The 19,463-nt window shown below is 54.8% G+C and carries 17 protein-coding genes; 10 read left to right on the plus strand and 7 right to left on the minus strand.

Annotated elements, in window-relative coordinates; genetic code table 11:
* Positions 1-23 precede the first annotated feature (23 nt).
* Positions 24-407: a VOC family protein gene (locus tag KGB03_RS11385; protein WP_223527100.1), complete on the plus strand. Its 384-nt coding sequence runs from the start codon at positions 24-26 to the stop codon at positions 405-407.
* 70 nt (positions 408-477) lie between these two features.
* Here KGB03_RS11385 and KGB03_RS11390 read toward each other — a convergent pair whose 3' ends face one another.
* On the minus strand, positions 478-1,254 hold the full coding sequence (locus tag KGB03_RS11390; protein ID WP_218537171.1) for a pyrroline-5-carboxylate reductase family protein: 777 nt from the start codon (positions 1,252-1,254) through the stop codon (positions 478-480).
* A complete protein-coding gene (locus KGB03_RS11395; RefSeq protein ID WP_033061698.1) occupies positions 1,244-1,951 on the minus strand; it encodes a TetR/AcrR family transcriptional regulator in 708 nt (235 codons plus the stop codon). Before KGB03_RS11395 ends, KGB03_RS11390 begins: the two co-directional genes overlap by 11 nt.
* Positions 1,952-2,190: 239 nt before the next feature.
* On the opposite strand from KGB03_RS11395, the gene KGB03_RS11400 reads away from it, so the two are divergent.
* The 3 genes from KGB03_RS11400 (at position 2,191) to fdhA (ending at position 5,213) form a co-directional block, all read left to right on the plus strand.
* Complete coding sequence (locus KGB03_RS11400) at positions 2,191-2,958, plus strand: SDR family NAD(P)-dependent oxidoreductase (protein WP_218537172.1); 768 nt, start codon at positions 2,191-2,193, stop codon at positions 2,956-2,958.
* A gap of 12 nt (positions 2,959-2,970) precedes the next feature.
* The gene (locus tag KGB03_RS11405; RefSeq protein WP_192407896.1) at positions 2,971-3,726 is read left to right on the plus strand and encodes an SDR family NAD(P)-dependent oxidoreductase; all 756 of its coding nucleotides are present in this window, start codon (positions 2,971-2,973) and stop codon (positions 3,724-3,726) included.
* A gap of 287 nt (positions 3,727-4,013) precedes the next feature.
* The gene (fdhA, locus tag KGB03_RS11410; protein ID WP_102614267.1) at positions 4,014-5,213 is read left to right on the plus strand and encodes a formaldehyde dehydrogenase, glutathione-independent; all 1,200 of its coding nucleotides are present in this window, start codon (positions 4,014-4,016) and stop codon (positions 5,211-5,213) included.
* A 103-nt stretch (positions 5,214-5,316) separates the two neighbouring features.
* Here fdhA and KGB03_RS11415 read toward each other — a convergent pair whose 3' ends face one another.
* The 4 genes from KGB03_RS11415 to KGB03_RS11430 form a co-directional block, all read right to left on the minus strand.
* Entirely contained in the window at positions 5,317-6,234 is a 918-nt protein-coding gene (locus tag KGB03_RS11415) for a DMT family transporter (protein WP_223527101.1), read from the minus strand.
* Positions 6,235-6,342: 108 nt separating this feature from the next.
* Positions 6,343-7,689, minus strand: a complete 1,347-nt coding sequence (locus tag KGB03_RS11420; protein WP_223527102.1) for an NAD(P)/FAD-dependent oxidoreductase — start codon at positions 7,687-7,689, stop codon at positions 6,343-6,345.
* On the minus strand, positions 7,686-9,203 hold the full coding sequence (locus tag KGB03_RS11425; RefSeq protein WP_223527103.1) for an aldehyde dehydrogenase: 1,518 nt from the start codon (positions 9,201-9,203) through the stop codon (positions 7,686-7,688). Before KGB03_RS11425 ends, KGB03_RS11420 begins: the two co-directional genes overlap by 4 nt.
* The gene (locus KGB03_RS11430; protein ID WP_223527104.1) at positions 9,196-10,107 is read right to left on the minus strand and encodes a dihydrodipicolinate synthase family protein; all 912 of its coding nucleotides are present in this window, start codon (positions 10,105-10,107) and stop codon (positions 9,196-9,198) included. The genes KGB03_RS11425 and KGB03_RS11430 overlap by 8 nt, the downstream gene beginning before the upstream one ends.
* Before the next feature lie 790 nt (positions 10,108-10,897).
* Here KGB03_RS11430 and KGB03_RS11435 point away from each other — a divergent pair.
* Positions 10,898-12,133 (plus strand): aromatic ring-hydroxylating oxygenase subunit alpha, encoded by a 1,236-nt coding sequence (locus tag KGB03_RS11435; protein WP_223527105.1) that lies wholly within the window; start codon positions 10,898-10,900, stop codon positions 12,131-12,133.
* Positions 12,134-12,271: 138 nt separating this feature from the next.
* Here the strand turns inward: KGB03_RS11435 and KGB03_RS11440 are convergent, their stop codons facing one another.
* Positions 12,272-13,234, minus strand: a complete 963-nt coding sequence (locus tag KGB03_RS11440; RefSeq protein ID WP_218537179.1) for a LysR family transcriptional regulator — start codon at positions 13,232-13,234, stop codon at positions 12,272-12,274.
* A gap of 448 nt (positions 13,235-13,682) precedes the next feature.
* Between KGB03_RS11440 and KGB03_RS11445 the strand changes: the two genes are divergently transcribed.
* The 5 genes from KGB03_RS11445 (at position 13,683) to KGB03_RS11465 (ending at position 19,364) form a co-directional block, all read left to right on the plus strand.
* Complete coding sequence (locus tag KGB03_RS11445) at positions 13,683-14,720, plus strand: glycine betaine/L-proline ABC transporter ATP-binding protein (RefSeq protein WP_111449779.1); 1,038 nt, start codon at positions 13,683-13,685, stop codon at positions 14,718-14,720.
* A gap of 8 nt (positions 14,721-14,728) precedes the next feature.
* Positions 14,729-15,733 carry a glycine betaine/L-proline ABC transporter permease ProW gene (gene proW, locus KGB03_RS11450; RefSeq protein ID WP_223527127.1) on the plus strand — a complete coding sequence of 335 codons (1,005 nt, stop codon included), beginning with the start codon at positions 14,729-14,731 and terminating at the stop codon, positions 15,731-15,733.
* Positions 15,734-15,802: 69 nt separating this feature from the next.
* Positions 15,803-16,846, plus strand: coding sequence for a glycine betaine/L-proline ABC transporter substrate-binding protein ProX (proX, locus tag KGB03_RS11455; RefSeq protein ID WP_165933957.1), 1,044 nt, complete (start codon positions 15,803-15,805; stop codon positions 16,844-16,846).
* 86 nt (positions 16,847-16,932) lie between these two features.
* Entirely contained in the window at positions 16,933-18,282 is a 1,350-nt protein-coding gene (locus KGB03_RS11460; protein ID WP_192407878.1) for an MmgE/PrpD family protein, read from the plus strand.
* Positions 18,283-18,329: 47 nt separating this feature from the next.
* On the plus strand, positions 18,330-19,364 hold the full coding sequence (locus tag KGB03_RS11465) for a GlxA family transcriptional regulator (protein ID WP_223527106.1): 1,035 nt from the start codon (positions 18,330-18,332) through the stop codon (positions 19,362-19,364).
* Positions 19,365-19,463 lie beyond the last annotated feature (99 nt).

Here is a 19,463-nt window from a genome sequence, read left to right on the forward strand (position 1 = left end):
ATCACAACCCAAAGGAAATCAAAATGTCTGTTTTTACCCATGTCACTGTCGGTACCAATGACCTTGCCAAAGCACGGACCTTCTATGATGGTGTTCTCAAAGAAATTGGTCTTAACCGTGTTGCCGACCTTGATGAATCCGGCTCCATTTGGGGCGTGGATAAACCGTCGTTCTTCGTGCTAAAACCCGCCAATGGCAATCCTGCCAACGTTGGCAATGGCGTGACTGTGAGCTTCGAAGCGCCGAATCGCGCTGCAGTACATGCATTCCACGAAACCGCACTCGCTGCCGGTGGCACCTGTGAAGGCCAACCGGGTTCGCGTAGCTGGGCTGAAAATGCCTATGCCGCTTACGCTCGGGACCTTGATGGCAACAAACTGGCTGTCTATTGCTTCAAGGCCGAATAATCGCAATCGGTTGACGCTTTCTACAGTGAAGGCCCTTCAGCGGGCCTTCACTGTCTATCCCCTGCCCTGGCTACATTCCCCGACGCGCAACTTCAGCGCCGGCCTTTACCGCCGCCCCCACAATGGACTCGATGTTCTGATCGGCCATCGACTGCAGTGCTGCCGCCGTCACGCCACGGTAAGCCATCAACGACTCAATCATTTGCCGCGGATCGCGGCTGGCTAGCATCTGGCCGCCCCCCACCACCACGCCTTGTGCAGCGCGCTGCGCGATGGCTAGGGGAATTCCTGCAGCCACCGCCTGATTAGTCAGCGCCATTTGCAACATCGCCGGGAAGGCCGGCCCAGTCCCGGACAATGCACTGAGATAATCAATACAGTCTTCCTCAGGCACTTCGTCCGCCGAACCTACGCACTCGAACAGTCGCTGCACCCACTGGCGGTCGCGCTCAACAAGGTTTCCGGCACAGTACCAGGGCGTGAACGACTGCCTGATTTCCACGGCCGCATTCGGCATGGCCCGCACGATTACATCCGCACCGGTTGCCGCGCTGATGGCTGCCGCCGGAACTCCGGCCATCAGAGAAATCACTACCTTGCCGCGGGCGTTGATCCGCAGTTCGCGAAACTGCTCCGGCCGGATGGACAGCACGACAATATCGCTGAGATCCACTAACTGCTGGTTGTCGGCCAGCAGCCTCACGCCTGGCTCGAAAGTACTGACGCCGGAGCGGTTCGAGATCAACAAATGGTCAGGCTTGATGAAGCCGCTTTCAAGGAGCGCCTGCGCGATTGCGCGCCCGAGCCAGCCGGTGCCCCCAATGATGCCCAGGGTTCTATTCTCCATCGGCAGGAGACTCCTCGAATGTATCGACCAAGGGAACGAAAACACCGGGCTCTTTTTCTGCGTAGCCGAACTTTCCATAAAAGCGGTCCAGCTCGCGCCTCTTCGGTACTTTGCCGGTAAACACGCTCACGTACTGAGGAATCCGTCGAAATCGCACGACAATATCTTCATCAGTTTTCATGGAGATGTAGCCGATCTGTGTGAGGTAGATCGTCCTGGCCCGAACGTCAGCCCCCTCGACGTCGTAACCAAACCGTCGGAACATCGCGGCCAGGGCATTCATCCGCGCTTCATCGGCTAAAGCGATTTCAGCTTTGACCTCGTCCGATTGCAGCGCCCAACTGCGCACGGCAAATTCAAACTGCGAGTCGAACAGCTCAGGGTTCAGCCAGCACTCGAAGACGTTGAGAATCGCTTCGGAAATACTTTCTGCATAACTCTCACATTGGCTGACCATACCGCCGGTGTTCTTGTCCCGCCATCGAGCCAGGAGCGCCGCTAGCAGCTGTTCCCGATCTTCATAGAACCAGTAGAAGCTGGTACGAGACAAATTCAAACGCTTGGCCAGCGGCATCACCCGCACAGCATCCACACCCGACTCTTTAAGAGCATCGTAGGCGGCATCCAGCCAACCATCGACGGAGCCTCGCCAACCTGCGTCCTGCGCTTTGGTTTTCGCCCTTCCTGTCTGTGACATTCGGGTTGACCTTTCTTTGAAAATTCCTCGTCACTGTACACCCCAGAATCTGTGGCGTACACGGCATGTACATCGGCGTACATTTTTTAGACATATGTTCGCCATGCCAAGAGGATGTTGCGCGCGCGATTTTTTGGATAACGCCACGTCATCCTTTGGCCCAGTAAAAAAGTTGTTGGACGCTGCGATCCATTGAAACCAAATAATGGCTGCGCCAAAAACTTCAGGCAGGTTGCCCTATGAAATTCAATAATAAAGTGGTGGTCATTACCGGCGCTGCCGGCGGTGTCGGACAGGCGTTAGCATTATTGTTCGCCCGAGAAGGCGCAAAGCTTGTTTTGTCTGATCTTGATGAAGCCGGTTGCAAATCAATTTCCGCAAAAGTCCGTGATCTGGGAGCCGAAGTGCACTACGTGGCAGGCGATTTACGCCGAAAAGAATATTGCGAAGCGATTGTCCAAACGGCTATCGATGTTTTTTCGGGGATCGACATCGTATTGAACAATGCGGGCATCATTCCCCGCGGCACGATTGAGGAAACCACTGACGACATGTGGTTCGACGCCATGGGCGTAAACCTGAATGCGGTGTTCTTCATTTGCCGTGCCGCGATACCGCACATGAAAAATCGCCCGGGCGCCGCAATCGTCAACACATCATCTGTCTGGGGCATTTATCCCGGCCCCGCCCACGTGGCGTATTGCACAAGCAAAGGGGCCGTCGCGGCGTTAACCAAGAACCTGGGCCGCGATTGCGCCCCTTTGGGCATCCGCGTCAACGCCGTGTGCCCGCACGAAATCAATACCCCAATGATACGCAGCGGCTTTGAGCGTCGTGGCCTGGATCCGGATAAGGCCGTGCAAGAACTGAACAAAAGCGTGCCATTAGGCCGTATCGCCGAGCCTGAAGACATTGCGGATGTCATCGCATTTCTGGCGTCCGACGAGGCCAGGTACATCGCCGGTGAAACGGTGGAAGTCACAGGCGCTAAGCCGGTATCCGGCTAAGGAGAGGTAGCGATGCTCAATGGTAAGAATGTAGTGGTGACCGGGGGCGGCAGAGGGATTGGCCGAGGCATCACCGAACAATTGCTTGAGGCGGGAGCTTCTGTGTTGATCGCTCAGCGTCAGGCACTGGACGCCGACTTGCAAAATCACCCTCAAGTCTATTTCGTCGAAGCTGATCTCGCCTCGATGGAGTCACCCAATTTGATTGCCCAGTTCGCCCAGGAGCAGCTTGGCGGAATCGATGTCCTGGTTAACAACGCCGGGTTCATGTTCGAGAAATCCATTGATGATATGACCGAGCAGGACTGGGATCGCATGATGGCAGTCAATCTGCGGGCGCCAGCATTCTTGTGCAAGGCGTTGGTGCCACAGATGCGTCTGCGAGGCGGCGGCAGCATTATCAATATCGGGTCGATCGAAGGGATAGGCGCCAACCCTGAACATGCCGCGTACTGTGCCTCCAAGGCCGGCATCCATGGGCTGACCCGAGCCTTGGCAATCGATCTCGGCCGGGACGGGATCCGCTGCAATGCCATTGCTCCAGGGTGGATCAATTCCGAGTTGAGTGATGCGTACCTCGCCGCTCAAACTGATCCGCGTGCGGCGCGCCAGGCACTCCTGCGCCTTCATCCGGTCGGGCGTACCGGATTGCCGGCGGATGTTGGCGGGACAGTCGTTTTCCTGGCCTCCGAATCATCGGCCTTTATCACCGGGCAAGTGCTTGTGGTGGATGGGGGGCGCACGGCGAAACTGCCACTGCCGTTTTGATCGAATTCGCCCAACTCGGTCGGAACTGACGATGCCGCGAGAGTTCGCGTATGCACAGTTGAGAGTCCTGAAACTGGTGGTGATTGGGTGCTAAATGCTCTCGCCGGGTACTGATACCAGGCGTAGGATCGATATGATGACGGCTAATCACGCGTCGTTGGAAGGTGACTTCCAACCCATCTGCATTCACGCGCAAACGCAAGACATATACCGCCGCACTGTAAGGCCACGCGACCCTTCCTAGTACAAGGGCCGTGTTCTCACAACAACAAAAGCGAGGTGAAATCATGTCTGGTAATCGTGGTGTCGTGTATCTCGGCGCAGGCAAGGTCGAGGTGCAGACCATCCCCTATCCGAAAATGCAAGACCCGCGCGGCAAGCGCATTGACCATGGCGTGATCCTGCGCGTGGTCTCGACCAATATCTGCGGCTCCGACCAGCATATGGTGCGTGGCCGGACCACGGCTCAGGTCGGGCTGGTGCTTGGCCATGAAATTACTGGTGAGGTGATCGAGAAGGGCCGCGACGTTGAAAACGTGCAAATCGGTGACTTGGTCTCGGTGCCGTTCAATGTCGCCTGCGGCCGTTGTCGCAGTTGCAAGGAGCAGCACACCGGAGTCTGCCTGACGGTCAACCCGGCGCGCCCCGGCGGTGCCTATGGCTATGTGGACATGGGCGACTGGGTTGGCGGCCAGGCCGAATACGTGCTGGTGCCGTATGCCGACTTCAACCTGCTGAAGCTGCCCGACCGCGACAAGGCAATGGAGAAAATCCGCGACCTGACCTGCCTCTCCGATATCCTGCCGACCGGCTACCACGGCGCGGTGACCGCCGGTGTCGGCCCTGGCAGCACGGTGTATATCGCCGGCGCCGGTCCGGTCGGACTGGCTGCCGCCGCCTCCGCCCGTCTGCTGGGTGCGGCGGTAGTGATCGTCGGCGACGTCAATCCGCTGCGTCTGGCGCATGCCAAGGCTCAGGGCTTTGAGATCGCCGACCTGACCAAGGACACTCCACTGCACGAGCAAATCGCCGACCTGCTCGGTGAGCCGGAAGTCGATTGTGCGGTCGATGCGGTCGGCTTCGAAGCCCGTGGCCACGGCCATGACGGCGCACAGCACGAGGCCCCGGCCGAAGTGCTCAACGCGCTGATGGGCGTGGTGCGCGTCGCCGGCAATATCGGTATCCCCGGTCTGTATGTCACCGAAGACCCGGGTGCGGTCAACAAAGCCGCCAAGCATGGCAGCCTGAACATCCGTTTCGGCCTCGGCTGGGCCAAGTCCCACAGCTTTCACACCGGCCAGACCCCGACGATGAAGTACAACCGCCAGCTGATGCAGGCGATCATGTGGGACCGCATTCACATTGCCGAGGTCGTCGGCGTGCAGGTGATCAGCCTGGACGACGCGCCGCGCGGTTACCACGAGTTCGATGCCGGAGTGCCGAAGAAATTTGTCATGGATCCGCACAAGCTGTTTAGCGCGGCCTAAGGAGTAGGTTGGGGAAAGGGCAGCTTTGAGCTGCCCTTTTTTATCGCCGTGTCTCGCCCTGAAAACCAACCACGCATTGATTACTTCATACACTCAGGTACGTTCACGCCTTTGCCTTAATCGCATACAGCCCCCCAATAATCACCAACGCTGCACCGACAACCACCCAGGTGTCCGGGCGCTCGGCAAACACGATCACACCAATCAACGTGGCGAACACCAGAAGCGCATAGTTGAACGGCTGCAGAGAAGAAGCGGTCGCGTATTTCAGTGCTTGAATGAAGAGAATCTGTGCGACTACTCCGGTCAATGCCAGGATCCCCATCAAGAGGCCCTGGACTGGAGTCGGAGTCACCCATGCAGGCAGCCCCGCAAATGTGACCGTCAGGGCACCCACACTTGCCATGTAGAGCATGTTCGTAGCAAAGGAGTCGTGTTGGCTAATCCGGCGCGTCAGTACGTTGAACACCGCGAACGCCAAAGCAGCCAGCAGGGGGATCAGCGCCGCGAGTTCAAAGACGCCCGCGCCTGGTCGGAGAATGATCAGTGTGCCGGTGAACCCTATCGCCGCAGCAACCCAGCGCCGCAGCCCTATGAACTCCCCAAGCACCGATCCCGCCAATGCCAGTGTCATCAGCGGAAATACGGCATAGAGTGCATGCATTTCGGCCAGGCCCAAATATCGTAGCCCCACTGCAAACAGTACGGTTTCACCCACAGCCAGCAACGCTCGAATGATTTGCAGCCAGGGGTGCTTACTGCGAAACGACGCTTTTGCCCTACCGTGGCAGGCGGCATAGCCGAGGGCAAAAACGACAAACACCCAATAGCGCATCATGACCAGTTGGGCAACCGGGAAGTCTTTGACAAGCACCTTGGTTATTCCGTCCTGGCTCGCAAAGATAAGCATTGAAAGCAAGCATAGAAAGATCCCGAATTGGGGCTTCGCGACCCCAGGATTAGCGGCAACAGTGGGCGCAGTATTTCTTGTTCGGTCGCTCTTCAATTGCACTTCGGTCATGCCCTTCCCCTTTGCAGGATGCCTTCCAGATATTTCTCATGGATTATTCCGTTCTTATTAGTGACTTGTTAAACGTCCTTTATTGGAAAAGCCGACAACTTAAATTTGTTAACCTTCTCGCCCGGCCCAAAACTCATGCCAGCGAATAACCGAACTGACGCCCAGTTTCGTTATTATCTTGGGGGGTAGCTTGCTGGGGCCTGGCGCGTGACTGAAGCTATCGAGAAACTCCGAACGCGTACCCGATGCCAATTCCGCAACCATCACACCTGCCAGGGTGCTTTTCACAGTACCCAGTCCATTTTCGCAGCAAGCCGAGTACAGGTTTTCTTCAATCTCGCCAAATGCAGCGGCGCTGTTACGACTTAAGCACAGGCGGCCGGCCCAACTGAATTCCAGCGCCGTGGATTTCAATTCGGGAAAGCGCGCATCCAGGGAATGTCGCTGCTCCTTAGCCACCGCAGCTACCCGCTCTGGAGTGACCTGGATACTCGGGTCATAGGTGAACTTTGTCCGAATGACAATTCGCGAGAGACCGTCTGAAGAGATCTTGCGAACGGTCGCGCCCATTGGATCCGCTGGCAGTAAGGCCCACTTGGCTTTGCCCGGCACCTCTTTCCTGAATTCATCATCACTGTACGCCGCCGTCATGGACGCGTAAGTGAAGACGTGCAGCAAGCGTCCTTGATAATGGCCAAAGTCTTCAATGTGCCCGTTAACTCCCAGGATGACCTTGGGTGCGTGCACCGTACCGTTATGAGATCGAGCGCTCCAACCGCTTCCCTGCTTGGTCAACTCAATAATCGGAGAGCGCTCGAACAGCGTGATTTTCCCGTCGAGCCCTGCTGCCAGGTCTCTAATGTATTGCGCGGGTTGAATCATCACTGCGCCGGGCGTGTAGATCCCCCCGTGGTAGTAGGCGGACCCGGTGATTTCGCGCATTTGCGCGGCATCAAACATCTCGAACTTTTCGCCAATGCGCTCAAGGGATTGAGCGTAATTGACGTTCAGCTTCAATCCCCGCTCAGTGGCGGCCGCGTTGATCTTCCCTGAAGGGTCGAAGGTGTCGGCGGACATGCCGTACTCCCGCGCAGCTTCAGCGGCAAATGCAATCGCAAAACGATTTTGCGTGATTTCCAGGGCCGTTGCAGACTCACTCGCCACGGAATATTCCCCGGACGACAGACTGTGCGGCACATCGATCATGAAACCAGAGTTTCTGCCCGCAGGCCCCTTGGCGACTTCATGAGCATCGACCACAACAATGCTGTCACCCGGGTGTAACTGTGAAAGTCTGCGAGCGGCGGACAGGCCGGCAAAACCGGCACCGATAATCAGCCAATCCGCCGTCACGTTTCCATCAAGCATGCGGACAGGCGCAGTGCGTGCGGAAATCGCCTCCCAACCTGAAACCCCGGTGTCTACCGGCAGGCGCTTGATGGTATGGCTGCTCATTTTTCGGTCTCTTCGTCCGACCGATCAGACACATCGATCCAGATGGTTTTGATTTCGGTGTACTGGTCATGGGCGAAAATGGATTTGTCCCGACCACCGAAGCCTGACTCCTTGTAGCCACCGAATGGTGTCGATGCGTCACCCTCGCCAAAGCAGTTGACGGTGACGATGCCGGCACGAATTTCCCGCGACAACTTGATCGCCCGGCGCAAGCTGGCGGTGTAAACCGAGGCCGCCAAGCCGTACACCGTGTCATTGGCCAGGGCAATGGCTTCGGAGATCGTGTTGAACGTGGTGACTGAAAGAATCGGGCCGAAGATCTCTTCCTGGAACAACCGGCTATTCCGATCCACGCCGTCTATCACCGTCGGTTCTACGAAGGCACCGTCTTTGGTCGCGCCACCGTAAACAACTTGAAGCTTTCCGGCGGTGGCGTGCTCAAGGTACGACTTCACTTTTGCGAAATGCTCTGGGCTGACCAGCGACCCTACGCGGTTCTGCGGATCGAGTGGGTCACCCATCTTCCATTCGCGGATGTAGGCGCCCATGCGCTCCAGCAGTTCGTCTTTAACCGACGCATGGACGATCAGACGTGAAGTCGCGGAGCAGTTTTCGCCCATGTTCCAGAACGCGCCGTTGACGACATGCTGAGCGACGAGATCCAGGTCTTGGGCATCGTCCATCACCACGGCCGGATTTTTTCCGCCGCACTCAAGGACGATGCGTTTCAGGTTCGAATCGGCGGCGTAATGCAGGAAGCGGCGGCCGGTCGCGGTGGAGCCCGTGAAGCTCACCATGTCGACATCGTTGTGCAAACCAATGGGCTCACCGACGTCTTTGCCCGTGCCGGTCACAATGTTGAGTACACCAGCGGGTATACCGGCTTCAAACGCCAGCTGAGCGACACGCAACGTGGTCAGCGAGGTTTGTTCAGCAGGTTTGACGATGACCGAGCAGCCCGCAGCGAGCGCCGGGCCGATTTTCCAGGCCAGCATCAGCAGTGGAAAGTTCCAGGGCAATACGCAGCCCACCACGCCGATCGGCTCCCGCACCACCATAGTCAGCGCGTCGCTGCCAACCGGTGCTGTGTTGTCATAAATCTTGTCAATCAGTTCTGCGTGCCAGCGGATCGTGTGGATGGTGTCCGGGATGTCGACCAACTGACATTCACTGACCGGTTTGCCGCTATCGAGGCTTTCGAGGACGGCCAGTTCGTATTGATGGCTTTCAAGCAGGTTTGCAAACTTCAACAGAACCGCTTTGCGCTCCCGAGGAGAAATAGATCTCCAGCGTCCATCCTCAAAGGCCTCCTTGGCATTGCTCACCGCGAAGTCCACATCTTCGGACGAACACGCAGCGACGTCAGTCAGAAACTCCCCCGTCGCCGGATTATTCGTGGCGAAGGTTTTGCCAGAGATCGCGGGTTTAAACGCGCCATTGATGAACGCCTTGGATGGCAACGAAATGTCTTTGGCCAGAGCGGCATAATCGGCCTTGCTCAGAAGATCACCCATGGCTGGCTCCCGAAGAAATGTTGGCTACGTTACGTTTGAGTTCAGTAATGACCGACGCGAAACTCTGCTTTTCGTCCGCTTCAAGTGGCTGCAATGGCAGGCGCACGTTACCGACGTTCAATCCGGCAATTTCGCAGCCGTACTTGATCGACTGCACGAACTTGCCGCCGTCCAAAGCATTCATCAGCGGCATCATCGCTGACATTATTTGACGGCCTTTGTCGAAGTTCTTTTCGATCACGCAGGCTTCATAAAGCGCAACGTGTTCCTTGGGCAGGAAGTTGGAACCTGCGCACACCCAACTGCGAGCGCCCCAGGCAAAAAACTCGAGGGCCTGGTCGTCCCATCCGCAGGACAAGGCGATGTTGGGGAACTGCCGGGCCAGCCTATGCACCTGGCCCATGTCGCCGGAACTTTCCTTGATGGCGACAACGTTTTTCGATTGGCTGACACGCGTGAAATACTCTTCATCCATCGAAACGCACATGCGCCCCGGATAGTTGTAAAGCATGATCGGCAAGTCCGCTGCGCGATCGATAGTGAGCGCGTGAATCGCGTTTTCCTGTGAGGTTGGCAACGCGTAAGGCGGGGACGTAACAAGAATGGCGTCCGCTTTGATCGATTTGGCATCCTTGGCGTACTGAACCGCATCTTCGGTACGAATCGCCCCGGTACTGACGATTAGTTGCACCCGAGTGCCGATCACATCTTTGGCGTAGGCCGCCAACTCGGTGCGTTCTTCAAAGGTCTGCGCATAATACTCGCCGGTCGACCCGCCGATAATAATGCCGTGCACCTTCGCCTCAATCAGCGACTCCAAAACTTGCGAGTACACATTCCAGTCAATCTCCCCGTCCGAGTTATAAGGAGTTACTGCTGGCGTATAAATACCTTCAAATTTCAAGATAAATGCTCCGAATGCGAGTCAGGTGGAAGATAAACGAGCGCGTCAGCGTTGATGCCTTGAGGCGCAATAAAAAACTCCATGTTTCACGGAACACAGGCCCTGACGCTTAAAGTGTCTGTAAAGAGCAGTTTTCTGCTTTAACAAATGACCTGCAGAGGCTGTGTTACCAACTAGTGCGATGGACTGCTGAATCCAGACTCGCATGCGCCAAGAAGGTGGTCAATAGAGTGTATTGCTGCCGCATACCTTTCTGAAAGGGTAAATCCTTCAGCCAATAAAATTAATTCTCCTTAACAATCAACAACATAAAAAATCATCACCGAAGCGGCGGCATCAATCGATAACATTTGTTTATGCATTGATAAGAGTAAATGTTTCTTGTTGACGCACGATTACCGTCGTAGCCTTACAACAGCGATATTCTACCGACACATTGGATAAACGTTTTTCTCGTACAGTCGTCTCATTAATTAAGATCTGGTTTCCCAGGCTCGAATTAAGGTGATGTAGAAATATAGCTATTGATGCAAACATTGGCATTCCAGAAATGTCTGCATGAGTAAGGACTTGAACGAAATGAGTGCACGGATGGCACCCCCATCCAAGAAGGCACATTTTTCGTAAGGCGCTTTCTGGACGTCGCAAAACGTACCGGTTCGCGGATAGAAGCAGCACAGTTTGATGGGCTTGCATCCTCAGGCGGTACTGCGAACTCAAGACCGTTTGGCCTCACCTCGCTGAGCAGGCTGAACGTTTCGCCCCCTTGGTATTTTGGAGTGTGTTGACCGTGAGCACTAAATCGGCAGTTTCAAATCTTATCGCGCAGCGCAAGCCTGACCACGCGCTGCCAGGTGCCCTTTATAGCGATCCAGACGTTTACAGGCAGGATCTGCAACAGATCTGGCACAAAAGCTGGATCTTCGCAGGGCACACATTTGAGCTGGAGAAGTCAGGTCAGTACCTGTCGCTGCAAATCGGCGACTACCCTGTCGCTATCGTGCGCGGCGCAGACAAGCAGATTCGTGCATTCCACAACGCCTGCCGCCATCGCGGCTCCAAGGTGTGCCCGGAAGCCAGCGGCAAAGTTGCCAAACTGGTGTGCCCTTACCACAAATGGACATTCGAGCTGGACGGCAAACTGCTTTTCGCCGGGAACATGGGGGATGATTTCGACAAGTCTCAGCATGGGTTGAAGTCGGTGCATTGTGAGGTCGTCGAAACGTACATCTATGTGTGCGTTGCAGAGGTCGCCCCAGACTTTTCGTCGTTCAGAAAATCCGTCACCCCTTTCGTTGCGCCTCATAACCTGGACGACTGCAAAGTCGCGTTTGAGTCGAACATCATTGAAAAAGGCAACTGGAAACTGGTTTTCGAGAACAACCGTGAGTGCTACCACTGCGATTGTACTCACCCGGAATTGATGCACTCATTCGTGGACAACCCATCGGTGGGTGGTGCCGGCGGCGATGAAGATCCCGAACTCAAAGAGCACTGGGATCGCTGCGAGGCGGCAGGTCTGCCTAGCCGATTGGTCATGGATGATAAAGGTCGTTTCCGAATGACGCGCATCCCCCTGTTTGCCGGGGCCGTCAGCTACACAATGGATGGCAAGCCTGCGGTCGCTGGCCGGTTGGACACCACCGGAGAAGCCAACATCGGTGCGCTGCTGTATTTCAACTACCCATCAACCTGGAACCACTTTCTGGGCGATCACGCGCTGAGCTTCCGCGTACTGCCCATTGGTCCGGGTGAGACGTTGGTCACCACAAAATGGATCGTCAAGAAGGACGCGCAGGAAGGTGTCGACTACGACATCGATCGATTGACCAAAGTCTGGCTTGCAACCAATGACCAGGATCGCACCTTGGTTGAAGGGGCACAGGTCGGGGTCAGCTCCCCTGCTTACGAGCCAGGCCCGTTGTCGGTGGCCAGCGAAATTGGTGTGTGTCAATTTGATGATTGGTACTGCAAAACGATGCTTGATCAGCTCAATGACACCATCCCGTTAAGATCTGTCGGCTAAGTGCAACACTGCCGGTGGTGAGAATCATGAATGATCACCACCGGCATCCCCTTCAGTTCTGCCTTGAGCAATACCTGTTGGCGGTGGAGCTCCCCCGCACCTCGAGTGATTGCTCAATCACGGCCGCCTTCCTTTCCTCTAAACGGCTCTGGAAAACTGGGCCAGAATCCAGTCGCGTAGCCGACAACAGGCGTCGTCATTGATCCGGTCTTCACGAAATGTCAGATAGTGCTGGCTTTCATGGAGAACCACTTCCTCGTCGATCGGCCGAATCAGCGTGCCGTTTTCGATCAGGTTTTCGACCAGGTGATTCCATCCCAGCGCTACGCCTTGGTGGGTCAACACCATGCTAATCACCAGGTTGTAGTCATTCGCGTTGAAAACGTGAGGACTGTCGTGGGGGCGTTTCTCGATATCAACATCGTGATAAGCCAGCCAAACGCCCCAGTCAACATGCTCCGCTACTTGGGATCTGCCATAGGGGCTGAGGTTTAGCAAAACCCCGTCGCGTAATCCTTCCAGGCTGGATAGCTCAGGGTGCTCCGCTTTGTAACGAGGCGTGCACACCGGGTAGATGACGTCATGGAACAACGGATAGCTACGATACCCATCCTGAATCCTGGCCATCTTGGTGATGAAGATGTCCGGAGTTACACCCGGCTCCATCGACAAAAAGTTTTGAGTGGTTACCAGATTGAGGTCGATGTCTGCGTTCTTGGTAAAAAACCCCGGCAGCTTCGCTGCGAGCCAGAGGGCTGAAAACGCGGGAGAACAGCAAAGCGTCAGCGTGCGTTTGCCTGCATTGTTGGTGCGAATGCGCTCCGCCGCTTGGGAAATATTGACGAAAGATAGCTGTGCCGCATCAAAAAAGATGGACCCGGCTTCCGTCAACTCGACCGCTCGCCCCACCCTCTTGAAAAGATCCACCCCAAGGTACGCCTCAAGCTCCCGAATCTGACGGCTGATTGCCGCTTGGGTAACGCACAGCGCTTCAGCCGCACGCGTAAAGCTCTGATATTTGGCGGCGGCTACGAATGACTTCACTGCTTTCAGAGACGGCATTTTCAGCAGCGTCATGTCTGGATCGATGTGCTTAACCATAACCTAGAGTATTGAATATCCGGTTTGGGGCCTTTCGGAGGGCCGTTAGGGATGAGATCGGCCGAAGGGTTCCACCTAGAGCCTACACTGGAGCGTAGCTGAAACAGTGGGTCTAAGACAGGCCCAGCGGCAGTCGTCTTCGCAACTAGCACTGCCGCAGTCGCAAATTGACCTATTTAAATGATTGATAACATCACGTTATTGATTGGCGGGAAGAAATGTTGTTAGACGCTGACCCTATTAGGTAATAACTTGGTTCTCAAGGAACTGCTTAATTCAGCGCCGATAAAACAAAAATAATAAACATCACATAATAAAGAGGATGGTCACAATGACTAATTCCCAATCTGTCTCCCATTTTGACTGCCCCCACAAGCACCGTCTTAACTGATCAAGACACGTACACCTAAGTTTTTGATCTTATGTCGTAATTGCAGCAGGAGGGGTTATGAGTCTTGGTGACGAGATACTCTCGGTAAAAAACATTTACAAAGTCTTTGGTGCTCAGCCAAAGCTCGCGATGGAGATGCTGGCTCGCGGTGCTGACAAGAATGAAATTTTCAGCAAAACCGGTCAAGTCGTTGGCGTTTTTGATGCCAGTTTCTCCGTAAAACGCGGTGAGATTTTCGTCATCATGGGACTTTCCGGCTCTGGAAAGTCGACGATGGTTCGGTTGTTCAACCGACTGATCGAACCGACCTCGGGCACCATCCATCTCAACGGCCAGGAAATCACCGGTCTGTCAGATGCTGATCTCCTCAGCGTTCGTCGCAAAGACATGAGCATGGTGTTTCAGTCATTCGCCCTGATGCCCCACATGAGTGTGATCGACAACGTTGCTTTCGGCCTGGAAATCTCGGGTGTCGAGGAAAGTGAACGGCATAAACGTGCACTCGAGGCACTCAAACAGGTGGGGCTCGATGGCCACGCCTACAGCTATCCGCATCAACTGTCCGGCGGCATGCAACAGCGGGTAGGCCTGGCCCGAGCGCTGGCCAACGACCCTGCCATCCTGCTGATGGACGAAGCCTTCTCGGCACTCGACCCGTTGATTCGCCACGAAATGCAGGGCGAGCTGATCCGCCTGCAGGCAGAACAGCATCGCACCATCATCTTCATCTCCCATGACATTGACGAGGCTATTCGCATCGGCCATCGCATCGCGATCATGGAGGGTGGTCAGGTCGTTCAGATCGGTACCCCGCAAGAGCTGCTTTGCAACCCAGCGAACGATTACGTCAGAGCTTTCTTCAAAGGCTTTGATGCCTCGAAGATCCTCAAGGCGGGTGATGTCGCCAAAATTTGCGCAGAGCATCCGTACGCCATGGATCACTCCACTCCTACGCTTCGCGACGATGTACTTCTGCAGGACGTCTTTCACATCGTTGCCGATGCCGTTAATCCAGTTGCCGTGCTCGATCGCCAGGGTGTGTTCAAAGGCACGATCTCCAAGAGCCTACTGCTTCAAACAATGAGCCGACACTAACAGGCTCTATTTGCTGGCTTGCCAGGCTCGGACATTCAGGTGATGACATGAACGAATTCAATTTCCTAGACCCCTTTCAATCCATCAACGTCCCTTTGGGCCAATGGGTAGAAGTTGCCCTGAACTTTCTGGTTCATAATTTCCGCGAGGTTTTCCGATCGATAAGATGGCCAATCGACCAAGTACTTAATGGTATTCAGTTCGGATTACTGGCTATTCCTCCGTCAATATTCATTATTATTGCAACCCTCTTCGGCTGGCAGATAGGAGGAAAAAAGATAGGCATACTTTGTTTCGTCACCCTCACCCTCTTAGGAGTGATCGGCGTATGGAATGACGCCATGATCACCCTCGCCCTGGTGCTCACTTCACTGTTTTTCTGTGCAGTTATTGGCATTCCGCTGGGCGTCCTGTGTGCCCGAAGTGACCGACTGGAGATGCTTCTGCGCCCGGTTCTCGATGCAATGCAAACACTGCCTGCATTTGTTTATCTGGTGCCCGTGGTGATGCTGTTTGGCATCGGTAACGTACCGGGAGTACTGGTCACGATCATCTTTTCAGTCGCACCACTGGTCAGGCTCACCAATCTGGGCATTCGCCAGGTACCGGAAGACAAGGTTGAAGCTGCACGGGCTTTCGGATGCACCCCACGCCAGATGCTGAGGCGGGTCCAACTTCCCTTAGCTGCACCGACGATCATGGCGGGTCTGAATCAGGCATTGATGTTGTCACTGTCCATGGTGGTGATCGCTTCAATGATATCGGTTGGTGGACTGGGGATGATGGTACTTCGAGGGATTGGCCGCCTCGATATGGGCTTGGCAACCGTCGGTGGATTGGGTCTGGTATTGCTGGCGATTTTCCTCGATCGACTGACCCAGGCAATGGGCGAACGCAGTAACAGGGCAACCAAAGGTGAACACTGGTACCAGACAGGACCGGCGGGCGTCATTTATCGCCTGAAAAGAAAAAACACTGTCATGAAAATAGAAGTCAGTCCTAAAGAAAGCTAACTCCGCTAAGCGGCGCGTCGTGAACCAAAAGAAATGCCAACTTCTTTAATCCAGCCAAGGCAAACGATAATGAACTTCACAACCTTCGGAATAAAACAGAAATTCATTCATTCTGTGGCGCTTTTAGTACTAGCGGTCTCCCCTGTTTTCGCATCAGCCGCCACGGCGCAGGAGCCCGGAAAAGGTGTATCAATCACCCCGATTTTCCCGTCAATTGCCGAAGAGCGATTTCGCGGAGAGATCGCAATGGCGGGGCTCAAGGAATTGGGCTACGACGTTCAGACGCCTAAGGAAACCGAATACTCCACCATGATGATTGCGATTGCCAATGGTGACGCTGATTTCTCGGTTCATCTGTGGGAGGAACTGCACAAATCGTTCTACGCGAAGGCCGGCGGTGATGAAGCGATGGTGAAAACCGGCAATATTATGCCGGGCGTACTACAGGGCTACATGATCGATAAGAAAACGGCTGACCAGTATCACATCACCTCTCTCGATGATTTGAAAAAGCCAGAGATTGCCAAGCTGTTCGATAGTAACGGTGACGGTAAAGCGGACCTGACTGGTTGCAACCCCGGCTGGGGCTGTGAGCTGATCATTGCCCACCATATGAAAGCCTATGGCCTGGATAAGACTGTCACAAATAACCAGGGCTCCTATTTTGCCCTGATGGCCGACACCATTGCTCGTTACAAAGAAGGCAAGCCGATTCTCTATTACACCTGGGTACCTCAGTGGATCTCCGGTGTTCTGATCGAAGGTAAAGATGTTGTTTGGTTAACCGTGCCACGTACGGATCTTCCAGGTGGTAAAAACGATGTCAACACTACCTTCAATGGTAAAAACCTTGGTTTCGCGGTCGACAGTGTCAGAGCGGTCATCAACAAAGAGTTCGCCGAGAAAAATCCGGCTGCCGTGAAGTTCCTGTCTGAAATGCAGATCTCTACTGACGATGAAAGCGCGCAAAATCTCAAAATGCACAATGGTGAAAAAAGTGCCGCTGACATTACTCGTCACGCCAAAGAATGGATCGCGGCCCATCACGCGAAATACGACAGCTGGCTGGTAGACGCACGAGCCGCGGCTAATACCGCCACCGCAAAAAATTAATCCCTTCATTTAAATCTGCATAAAAGGTTGCTCTTCCCCGGGCAACTTTTTATCCGTTTCGGCGTTCATCATTCAGGAATCATGAAATGCAGTTGTATTCATTCGTCCAGAATTTCAGTTACAAGGACGCGCCCCTGCATACACGCGAGTTGGTTAAAACTTGCCTGCTCGACATCATTGGTGTGGCCGCCGGTGCTCGCGACAATCAAACCAGCGTGATGCTCAAAACCTACGCTGACACCCACTACTCTGCCAACAAGCTGTCCAGCCGCCTTTGGTTCGACGGCAGAGCCGTGCATCCATTGGGCGCTGCGTATGCAGGCGGTTTCTGCGTTGATAGCCTGGATGCACATGAAGGTCACTTCACCTCCAAGGGACATGCGGGTGCAACCGTTGTCCCGGCCCTTGTTGCATTGGTTGACGCGTATCGCAGCCAGGGCAAAGACATCAGCGGCGAGGAATTCCTCAGCGCACTGTGCATCGGTTATGAGACCGCCCTGCGTGCGGGCCAGGCATTGATGGCCACCGCTCCTGAATATCATGCCTCAGGCGCCTTTTCTGGAATCGGGGTCGTTTGCGCCGGTGCCCGTCTGCTGAAGCTTGATGAAGCGACATTCCGTCATGCGTTGGGTATCGCAGAATACTTCGGCCCGAGATGCCCGATGATGCGCCTGGTGAGCTTTCCGACAATGTTGCGTGATGCCCACGGCGCCGGGGCGTATGCCGGACTGAACGCACTACTGATGGCGCAGCTCGGTGTCACTGGCGCCCCAGCCGCCACCGTTGAACCGTTGGAGATTTCCACTTTCTGGCAGGACATCGGAACCCGTTGGGAGATCGACGAGCAATATTTCAAGCCTTGGCCGGTATGTCGCTGGGCGCAACCGGCACTCACCGCCATGACCGATTTGATGCGAGCACATCCGGTCATCACTGCAGAGTTGATCGAGACTATAGATGTCGAAACATTCCATGAGTCTGTGTGCTTGCAGGGGCATTTTCCGAAGAACGCGGACGAGGCCCAGTATGCGCTGGCGTTCCCGCTGGCGGCCTTGATCGTTCGCGGGAAGTTGGGGCCAAAAGAGGTCACCGGTGATTCCATTCATGCACCAGACATCTTGAGCATCAGCGAGAAAATCACCCTTCATGAGGCGCCTGACCTGTCGGCCAGGTTCCCGGAGGAAATACTGTCCCGCGTCACGGTTACCCTGAAAGACGGCACGCGTCTTACGAGCCCTACCGCGACGGCCAAGGGCGACCCCGGCAACCCTATGTCGAGTGACGAATTCGCTGCTAAATACCATTTACTGGCAAATGACAGTTTGGGAACCACCCTCAGCAATGCCATCAAGAACAGTGTTGAAGCATTGCCCGGTAGTGATGACTGCCAATCATTCTTTGATTTGTTGCTGTCTGCTCCAAAAACCGCTGCGTAGATCCGCAACGGTTTCTTGGCTATTCGTTCAGGTGTCAATGAGGATTTATGCCATTCGTATTCGAGAGCGTGCTCAAAGACAAGAACATGGGGTACTCCTATACGGCGCAGAAACCAGTAAGGCCGCAGGCAGTGACTCGTGTGGCTTTCGTGCTTTTGAACAATTTCTCGATGATGTCGTTCACCGGCGCTATCGATGCGCTGGTGACCGCCAACCTGATTAGCGAGACACCGGCGTTCGAGGTGTTGACTGTCGGCATCAAAAACCGTCTGGTAATGAGCGATTTGGGCATTGCGATTTCAGCAGACCTGGAGCTGTCACAACTACCGGATCGTATCGACGTTCTCATTATCGCCGGTGGTTTACGAGTGAAGCTGGTCAGCGATCCACAATTACGACGCAAGCTGCGTAACGTCGCCTCTCTTGGCGCGACAATGGGAGGTTTGTGGAACGGTGCATTTTTCCTGGCGGAAGCTCAGCTAATGGACGGTGTCGAGTGCGCCTTCCATCCCGATGGACGAGCGATGATGGAGGATGTTTTCCCCAAAGTCCTGGTCTCTTGTCGAACTCACGTAATAGATAAAAACCGTATCACGTGCGCTGGCGCCAGCAGCTCGTTACGCATGATGCTCGAGCTCATCACTACTAAACAAAGCGTCTCGCTGACCCATGCTGTCGAGGAAATACTCAGTTGTGATCAGACCGCTGAAGTGTCTGGGATATCGACGGTCATCGTTGACTCTGACCCTACCTTGCCTCAAACCCTGAAGCTTGCTTTAGAACTGATGCAAAAGAACATTGAAGAGCCGTTATCCATCGACGAAGTCGCTGAGTGTGTGAACATTTCCCGACGACAATTAGAGCGTCGCTTCTGCCGTTTCGTGGGGGCCACGCCCACACGCTACTACCTTGAGCTGCGCTTGACACGAGCGCGGCAGCTTATTTTGCAGAGCAATCGCCCCATCACCGATATCGCGATAGCGACCGGTTTCTGTAGTTTCGCCAATTTCCATATGCGTTTTCGTGACTTCTTTGGCGTAGCGCCAAGCAGTTATAGAGCAACGTATGAGCGCAGGCGCTAGGTTTTCCGAAACCTCGGCCCGCCAAACACACACAAGAAACCCGTACTGTCTAAGCCCAACAAACGATGGCTAGCATCATCGATAAGGATTACCGAGAAC

Origin of the sequence: Pseudomonas sp. BF-B-26 (assembly GCF_019956495.1) — a bacterium.
Taxonomy (GTDB): domain Bacteria; phylum Pseudomonadota; class Gammaproteobacteria; order Pseudomonadales; family Pseudomonadaceae; genus Aquipseudomonas.

What these genes read in the sequence shown, in the direction of transcription:
- KGB03_RS11385 (WP_223527100.1), top strand. Translation starts at nt 24, where the DNA reads ATGTCTGTTTTTACCCATGTCACTGTCGGTACCAATGACCTTGCCAAA.
- KGB03_RS11390 (WP_218537171.1), bottom strand. Translation starts at nt 1,254, where the DNA reads ATGGAGAATAGAACCCTGGGCATCATTGGGGGCACCGGCTGGCTCGGG.
- KGB03_RS11395 (WP_033061698.1), bottom strand. Translation starts at nt 1,951, where the DNA reads ATGTCACAGACAGGAAGGGCGAAAACCAAAGCGCAGGACGCAGGTTGG.
- KGB03_RS11400 (WP_218537172.1), top strand. Translation starts at nt 2,191, where the DNA reads ATGAAATTCAATAATAAAGTGGTGGTCATTACCGGCGCTGCCGGCGGT.
- KGB03_RS11405 (WP_192407896.1), top strand. Translation starts at nt 2,971, where the DNA reads ATGCTCAATGGTAAGAATGTAGTGGTGACCGGGGGCGGCAGAGGGATT.
- fdhA (WP_102614267.1), top strand. Translation starts at nt 4,014, where the DNA reads ATGTCTGGTAATCGTGGTGTCGTGTATCTCGGCGCAGGCAAGGTCGAG.
- KGB03_RS11415 (WP_223527101.1), bottom strand. Translation starts at nt 6,234, where the DNA reads ATGACCGAAGTGCAATTGAAGAGCGACCGAACAAGAAATACTGCGCCC.
- KGB03_RS11420 (WP_223527102.1), bottom strand. Translation starts at nt 7,689, where the DNA reads ATGAGCAGCCATACCATCAAGCGCCTGCCGGTAGACACCGGGGTTTCA.
- KGB03_RS11425 (WP_223527103.1), bottom strand. Translation starts at nt 9,203, where the DNA reads ATGGGTGATCTTCTGAGCAAGGCCGATTATGCCGCTCTGGCCAAAGAC.
- KGB03_RS11440 (WP_218537179.1), bottom strand. Translation starts at nt 13,234, where the DNA reads ATGGTTAAGCACATCGATCCAGACATGACGCTGCTGAAAATGCCGTCT.
- KGB03_RS11445 (WP_111449779.1), top strand. Translation starts at nt 13,683, where the DNA reads ATGAGTCTTGGTGACGAGATACTCTCGGTAAAAAACATTTACAAAGTC.
- proX (WP_165933957.1), top strand. Translation starts at nt 15,803, where the DNA reads ATGAACTTCACAACCTTCGGAATAAAACAGAAATTCATTCATTCTGTG.
- KGB03_RS11460 (WP_192407878.1), top strand. Translation starts at nt 16,933, where the DNA reads ATGCAGTTGTATTCATTCGTCCAGAATTTCAGTTACAAGGACGCGCCC.
- KGB03_RS11465 (WP_223527106.1), top strand. Translation starts at nt 18,330, where the DNA reads ATGCCATTCGTATTCGAGAGCGTGCTCAAAGACAAGAACATGGGGTAC.